A 6,314-nucleotide genomic window follows, 5' to 3' on the forward strand; every position below is an offset into this window, starting at 1 on the left:
TCTGAATTTCAGACGGCCTTTTTGATGGTTTGGCTGCATAAGTACATTAGCTTATACAGGGCAAAGATTGGTAATCTCAACCCGATGTGAAGCCCAGCTTAGCCTTTGCGGCGTGGTTCGTCAGGGCGGATGCGGGAAGCCAGTTGGTCGAGGATGCCGTTAACGAATTTATGGCCATCGGTGCCGCCGAAAGTTTTGGTGACTTCGATGGCTTCGTTGATGATGACAGGGTAGGGGGTCTCAGGCATGGTGCTCAGCTCATGGCAGGCAACCAGCAAAACGGCGCGTTCGATAGGACTGAGGTCTTTTTCGTCGCGGTCGAGCAGGGGGCTGATTTTTTCCATGTATTCTGCGGCATGGGTTTGTGCGCCGAAAAACAGTTTGTTGAACAGTTCTTCATCCATATTGGAAGATTGGGACAGTTCGTGGATGTTTTTAGCGATTTCAGGAGCGGCGGTTTTGTTGATGCCTGCTTGATAAATGGCTTGTACGGCAAGCTCGCGTGCGCGGCGGCGTGGGCTTTTCATGGGTATTCCTTGTGAAGAGAGTGCCGATGGTTGTCGGCTGAATATTGAATGATTCAGACGGCCTCAATGTCATGATTGGGAGGCCGTCTGAAAATATGCGGTATTCAATACGGGGAGAAGCTTATTCTTCGTCGTCTTCGTATTGTTCTGACAAAAGATGGTTGACCAAGTTGGCACATTCTACGGCAACTTTGGCGGCATCGGAGGCTTTTTCTTCGATGCGTGCAACGGCTTGTTCGTCGTTTTCAGTCGTTAGGATGGCGTTGGCGATAGGGATGTTGTAGTCAAGGGCAACGCGGCTGACACCTGCGCCGGACTCATTAGATACCAATTCAAAGTGGTAAGTTTCACCACGAATGACAACGCCGATAGCAATCAGGGCATCGAATTGTTCGGATGAAGCAAGGTTCATCAGCGCGATAGGCACTTCAAGCGCGCCAGGAACGGTGGCAAGCGTGATGTTGTCTTCGGATACACCCAATTCTTTTAAGGTGCGGCAGCAAACTTTGACCATTTCGCTGCCGATTTCGTTGGTAAAGCGGGCTTGAACGATGCCGATGCGCAGGTTGGTGCCATCGAGGCGTGGTTCGATAATGTTCATGATGATTCCTTCAATATTTGTGAAATAGGGATTCGGCTCGGTTTCAGACGGCCTTGTTATAAAGAAGGCCGTCTGAAACGAAATGGGGATGGGTTATTCTTGCGGCTGCCAATCGGCAACGGCTTGGAACTCGCCGTCTTCGTTCAATTCCCACGCGCTGCCTTCTGCCTGAGTCAGCAGGGACGCGATATCGGGATTATCTGTGGTAATGGCGGAGAGGCTGACAATGCTAAAATTGTCGGGATTGTCGGTGTATTCGTCGGTTTCGTCGCCGCTGAAAATACGCCAGCCGCTGTCGTTTTCAAATACGGGGGCTTCGCGGTAGAGGAAGCCGACAGATTCTCCTTGTTCGGCGACGGTGTTGGTGACGATGCAGCGGTCGAGCGCTGCGGCCAATGCTTGGGCAAATTTGTTCATAGAGTTGACAAAGAGATGATTTGGCATGATTTTACACGATTCGCCGCTTTTCCGCACGGATGTGTGCAGGGGCGGTTTGATGGTACAATGTCGGCAAGTGTCGTCAGGTTTGAACATGACGGCTTTTAATTGTTTATCGGCTTGAAGGACGCGAGAAACAATGAGCCAAAATAAAAAAGTTGCCGGTGTAGCCTTTTTATTTTGTTTCACTGCGGATGAGGCGTGCTTTCCGGCTGTTTTTTTGAAAGTATGGAATGAAACCTGATTTGCTCAAACAGCAGGCGCATCGAGCGATTCAAAAGCGTCTGGGCTATGAGTTCCGCAATATGGAATTGCTTCGGCAGGCTTTGACCCACCGCAGCTACAATGCCAAACACAATGAGCGTTTTGAATTTGTCGGCGATTCGATTTTGAACTATTCCGTGGCGAGGATGTTGTTTGACGCGTTTCCGAAATTGTCGGAAGGCGAGTTGTCGCGGATGCGAGCGGCTTTGGTGAATGAAGGTGTATTGGCTGAAATCGCGTTGGAAATGAATGTCGGCGACGGTTTGTATTTGGGTGCCGGCGAGTTGAAGAGCGGCGGTTTCAGACGGCCTTCGATTTTGGCAGACGCGATGGAGGCGATGTTTGCGGCGGTCAGTTTTGATGCTGATTTTTCTGCGGCGGAAAAAGTGGTTCGCCATTTGTTTGCGGAACGCGTGAAACGTGCGGATTTGAATATCGGCAAGAAAGACAGTAAAACTGCTTTGCAGGAAGCCTTGCAGGCACGTCGCTTTGCTCTGCCGAAATACCGAATCGAAGAGCAGGCGGAGCAGACGGCTGATGCGATGTTTGTGATTTCCTGCGATTTGGGCGAACTCGGTTTCATCTGCAATGCACGCGGCAGCAGTCGGAAAGTGGCCGAGCAAAAAGCGGCATGTGAAGCCTTAGAATGGTTGGAACAGAAGTTTCCTTTGAAAAAAGCTAAAAAATAATATTTCAGACGGCCTTTGAGAAAATGCAAAGGCCGTCTGAAACAATCAAGAAAGTCATATATAAATGGATATCGAAACCTTTTTACAAAACGAGTCGCAACACCCGACGGATTATCGTTGCGGCTTTGTGGCCATCGTGGGTCGACCGAATGTCGGTAAATCCACGCTGATGAACCATTTAATCGGTCAGAAAATCAGTATTACCAGTAAAAAAGCACAAACCACGCGCAATCGTGTAACCGGTATTTACACCGACGACACGGCGCAATTTGTGTTTGTCGATACGCCGGGTTTTCAAACCAATCACCGCAATGCCTTGAATGACCGTCTTAATCAAAACGTAACCGAAGCGTTGAGCGGCGTGGATGTGGTGGTTTTTGTGGTGGAAGCCATGCGCTTTACCGATGCCGACCGCGTGGTGTTGAAGCAGTTGCCTAAGCATACGCCTGTGGTATTGGTGGTCAATAAAATCGATAAAGACAAAGCCAAAGACAAATTTGCGCTTGAGGCGTTTATCAATGAAGTGCGCCAAGAGTTTGAATTTACTGCCAGCGAGGCAGTCAGCGCGAAACATGGCCTGCGTATTGCCAATCTGCTGGAATTGCTCAAGCCGTATCTGCCGGAAAGTATCCCGATGTATCCGGAAGATATGGTGACGGATAAATCCAGCCGATTCCTGGCGATGGAAATTGTGCGCGAAAAATTGTTCCGCTATTTGGGTGAAGAGTTGCCGTATGCGATGAATGTTGAAGTGGAGCAGTTTGAGGAAGAGGAAAGCGGACTGTTCCGCATTTATATCGCGGTGTTGGTCGATAAAGACAGCCAAAAGGCGATTTTGATTGGCAAGGGTGGGGAGAAATTGAAGAAAATTTCTACTGAAGCCCGCCTTGATATGGAGAAATTGTTTGATACCAAAGTCTTCTTGAAGATTTGGGTGAAAGTAAAATCCGGTTGGGCAGACGATATTCGTTTTCTGCGCGAATTGGGTTTGTGATTTAATGTGTTTGAACAAAGGCCGTCTGAAAAATTCTCAGACGGCCTTTTGTTTGATTAAGCCAATAATTCAGCTAGGCGTTTGACGATTTCATCCGCTGCTTGGCGTTTCGATGTTTCCGGAAATGAGGTTTCAGCAAGGTCATCAATAATGGTAATTTGATTGGTTGGCTTACCCATGGAAACGGAAACTTGGTTGGCCACCAGCATCGGCACGTTTTTGCGCAAACGTTTTGCCCGAGCAAATTCCAAAACCTGATGGCTTTCCGCAGCAAAGCCGACGCAGAATGGTGGGGAAGGCAGGGCGGCAACGGATGCGAGAATATCCGGATTTTCCGTCAGTTCGATAATCGGGGGCTGATTGCCGTTTTTCTTCAGTTTCTCGTTGCTGCTGTTTTTGACTTTATAGTCTGCAACGGCTGCAACGGAAATAAAGACATCTTGTTCATGGATATGGCGGTGAACTGCCTGATACATGGCTTCTGCGCTGACAGCCTGTTCAGAATGAGCCAAGCCTGCGGGTAAGGCCGTCTGAATTTGACCGTAAATCAGCGTGACTTCCGCTCCGGCAGCACGGCACGCACGCGCTAAAGCCATACCCATTTGTCCGCTGGAAATATTGGTAATGCCGCGGACAGGATCGATGGCTTCAAACGTTGCACCGGCAGTAATCAGAACTTTTTTGCCACTCAGCAGCTTGGGTGTCCATAAATCCTCTAACAAATCTGCCAGATCGACCGCTTCGACCATTCTGCCTGTACCTGTTTCGCCGCAAGCCTGTTCACCGCTGTTTGGGTAAAGCACGGTAATGCCGTCTGAAACCAGCTGCTCAATATTGCGCAGGTTGGCAGGGTTGCTCCACATTTCAACATTCATTGCAGGCGCAACAGCCAAAGGGCATTTCCTGGCTGCTACCAAGTTGGTCAGTAGATTATCAGCCAATCCGTTGGCAATTTTGGCAATCGTATTGGCAGTTGCAGGCGCAATAAGAAATGCGTCGGCTTCCCGCGTCAGATTGATGTGCGCCATGCCATTATTGGAAGCACCTGAATAGGTATCCGATAAAACAGGATTGCCGGTTAAAGCTTGGAAAGTCAGCGGGGAGACAAATTCCGTCGCAGAATCCGTCATCACTACTGATACAGAATGTCCTTGCTTTTTCAGCAGTCTGACCAGTTCGCAAGATTTATACGCCGCAATACCGCCGGTAATGCCGAGGAGAATGTGTTTGCTCATAAATAATGGGTTCACAAAATGAGAGATATAGGAATCAAATCAAATTAGATTTGTTCGATGTTGATTCTGGCTAGTTTTGCTTTAATCGCATTGCCATATCTCTTCGGCAAGAACGCTGAAACCACCCCGTTTTTCACTTCAGTCACATAACTGCAGACTTTAAATTCAGGAACAACATTGAGCGAGTAGTCCGGATTGACCAAAGGTGAAGCACTGGAGTACAGCGTCCATCTTGCCAGACTGCCGTCTTCATAATCAGTCGTTGCGTTAAAGCTGGTAACCCCTTCGCTGAAAGCGATTTGATAATTAGAGTAGAACTCACCGGGAATTTTGTGTGCATTACAGAAATCAAATAATCTGTCATGTGCAAACAGATTCTGACGGATATAGGCCCACAATTCTTTTTCTAGAAAATCTTGGTCGGCAAAATGTCTGGAAGGGTAGCCCTCATCGACAAAGTTTTGAATCCTTTCCTGCATATCTGGGACTGCACCCGCTTTAGCCCCCCACATACCCGCAAGAATCAGGGCAGTATGCGAGCCTGAGTCGCGAATAGTGTGGAATAGGGTGCTACTTTTTATCCATTCGGATACGGCCGCTGCATCACGATAACAAATAATAGAATCTGCATCACGGAAAATAACGTATTCAACCTCGGGATCATTAATGGCAAGAAAGCGCCACATCGTGCCCGGCCAGTTGTCCAATGGAGCGCCAACTTTAATCACTTCGGCACCGTTATTTCTAAATCGTTGAATAGCTTCAGCCGATACAGAATCGTCGACATAAAAACGGCATGTCCAACCAGGGAAAAGCACAGGCGCAAGCTGGGTATTTAAGACAGCAGGTTCAATATATTTGGAATTATTGCCAAATAAAGAAAAGGAGATAATCCGTTTGCCGTTTTTTGGAGCTGGTGTCGGAATGATTTCATGTTCTAGATCTGGAATGGCTTTGTCTTTTAGAACCAAAGCCTGATGACCGTAAACCCCGGTTTTTTCCCAATTATCTAGGGCGCCGTAAGCATGGGCAAGTAAATCCAAAGCAGGAATATAGGTGCTATCCAGCTCTAACGTTTTCATTTCAGCCTCAATGGCTTTTTCCCATTTCAATTGCTTCAGATAGGCATAAGCAACTTTGTGATGAAATTCGACAGATTGCGGATTGAGAAGGCAAAGAATCTCGGCACGTTTTAGCGCTTCCTCGTAATTTTCCTCTTCGATAAAAGAGTGATATGCTTGTTCAAATTTTTGTTGAATCTTTTCGTTACTCATAATAGGGACTATTCTAAATTTATGATTGTTTTATTGGAGAAAGTAGAGATTGTAAGAGTAGATGGGACTAAAGCGCCAGTAGTATAGAGATATAGAGTGTTTGAATGTGGCAATTAAGAGTAAAACTGCAGGACTATTTATCTTTGGATATCTGTTTTATCTATCGAACGATAAAATCCAATAAATTTTAAATTATTTAAATACAGATAGTTGTGAAAAATTTTTAATTTTTTTGAAATTGGGTGTTGACTGGTTTTGTTGTGAGGCGTATAGTTCGGTTCTTCGCTGCTGA

The 6,314-nt window shown here is 47.0% G+C and carries 7 protein-coding genes; 2 read left to right on the forward strand and 5 right to left on the reverse strand.

Translation table 11 applies throughout. The features are described 5' to 3' along the window. Positions 1-98 precede the first annotated feature (98 nt). The 3 genes from nusB to HMPREF2865_RS05710 form a co-directional block, all read right to left on the reverse strand. Complete coding sequence (gene nusB, locus HMPREF2865_RS05700) at positions 99-527, reverse strand: transcription antitermination factor NusB (protein ID WP_070646317.1); 429 nt, start codon at positions 525-527, stop codon at positions 99-101. A 121-nt stretch (positions 528-648) separates the two neighbouring features. Continuing rightward, a complete protein-coding gene (gene ribH / locus HMPREF2865_RS05705) occupies positions 649-1,128 on the reverse strand; it encodes a 6,7-dimethyl-8-ribityllumazine synthase (protein ID WP_036493252.1) in 480 nt (159 codons plus the stop codon). 93 nt (positions 1,129-1,221) lie between these two features. Further along, the gene (locus tag HMPREF2865_RS05710; protein WP_070646332.1) at positions 1,222-1,545 is read right to left on the reverse strand and encodes a DUF2185 domain-containing protein; all 324 of its coding nucleotides are present in this window, start codon (positions 1,543-1,545) and stop codon (positions 1,222-1,224) included. 254 nt (positions 1,546-1,799) lie between these two features. Here HMPREF2865_RS05710 and rnc point away from each other — a divergent pair, with 254 nt between their 5' ends. Next, positions 1,800-2,519, forward strand: coding sequence for a ribonuclease III (gene rnc, locus HMPREF2865_RS05715; RefSeq protein ID WP_070646320.1), 720 nt, complete (start codon positions 1,800-1,802; stop codon positions 2,517-2,519). Between the two features lie 64 nt (positions 2,520-2,583). Next, the gene (gene era / locus HMPREF2865_RS05720) at positions 2,584-3,513 is read left to right on the forward strand and encodes a GTPase Era (protein WP_003679342.1); all 930 of its coding nucleotides are present in this window, start codon (positions 2,584-2,586) and stop codon (positions 3,511-3,513) included. 56 nt (positions 3,514-3,569) lie between these two features. Here the strand turns inward: era and coaBC are convergent, their stop codons facing one another. Both coaBC and HMPREF2865_RS05730 read right to left on the reverse strand, forming a co-directional pair. Next, a complete protein-coding gene (gene coaBC / locus HMPREF2865_RS05725; protein ID WP_070646323.1) occupies positions 3,570-4,748 on the reverse strand; it encodes a bifunctional phosphopantothenoylcysteine decarboxylase/phosphopantothenate--cysteine ligase CoaBC in 1,179 nt (392 codons plus the stop codon). 44 nt (positions 4,749-4,792) lie between these two features. Next, positions 4,793-6,022, reverse strand: coding sequence for a tetratricopeptide repeat protein (locus HMPREF2865_RS05730; protein ID WP_070646326.1), 1,230 nt, complete (start codon positions 6,020-6,022; stop codon positions 4,793-4,795). Between the last annotated feature and the right edge of the window lie 292 nt (positions 6,023-6,314).

This window comes from Neisseria sp. HMSC073G10 (assembly GCF_001812605.1).
GTDB classification, from domain to species: Bacteria; Pseudomonadota; Gammaproteobacteria; order Burkholderiales; family Neisseriaceae; genus Neisseria; species Neisseria subflava_A.

Bases quoted from the DNA above. Each gene is read 5' to 3' on its own strand.
- nusB (WP_070646317.1), bottom strand. From the start codon at position 527: ATGAAAAGCCCACGCCGCCGCGCACGCGAGCTTGCCGTACAAGCCATT.
- ribH (WP_036493252.1), bottom strand. From the start codon at position 1,128: ATGAACATTATCGAACCACGCCTCGATGGCACCAACCTGCGCATCGGC.
- HMPREF2865_RS05710 (WP_070646332.1), bottom strand. From the start codon at position 1,545: ATGAACAAATTTGCCCAAGCATTGGCCGCAGCGCTCGACCGCTGCATC.
- rnc (WP_070646320.1), top strand. From the start codon at position 1,800: ATGAAACCTGATTTGCTCAAACAGCAGGCGCATCGAGCGATTCAAAAG.
- era (WP_003679342.1), top strand. From the start codon at position 2,584: ATGGATATCGAAACCTTTTTACAAAACGAGTCGCAACACCCGACGGAT.
- coaBC (WP_070646323.1), bottom strand. From the start codon at position 4,748: ATGAGCAAACACATTCTCCTCGGCATTACCGGCGGTATTGCGGCGTAT.
- HMPREF2865_RS05730 (WP_070646326.1), bottom strand. From the start codon at position 6,022: ATGAGTAACGAAAAGATTCAACAAAAATTTGAACAAGCATATCACTCT.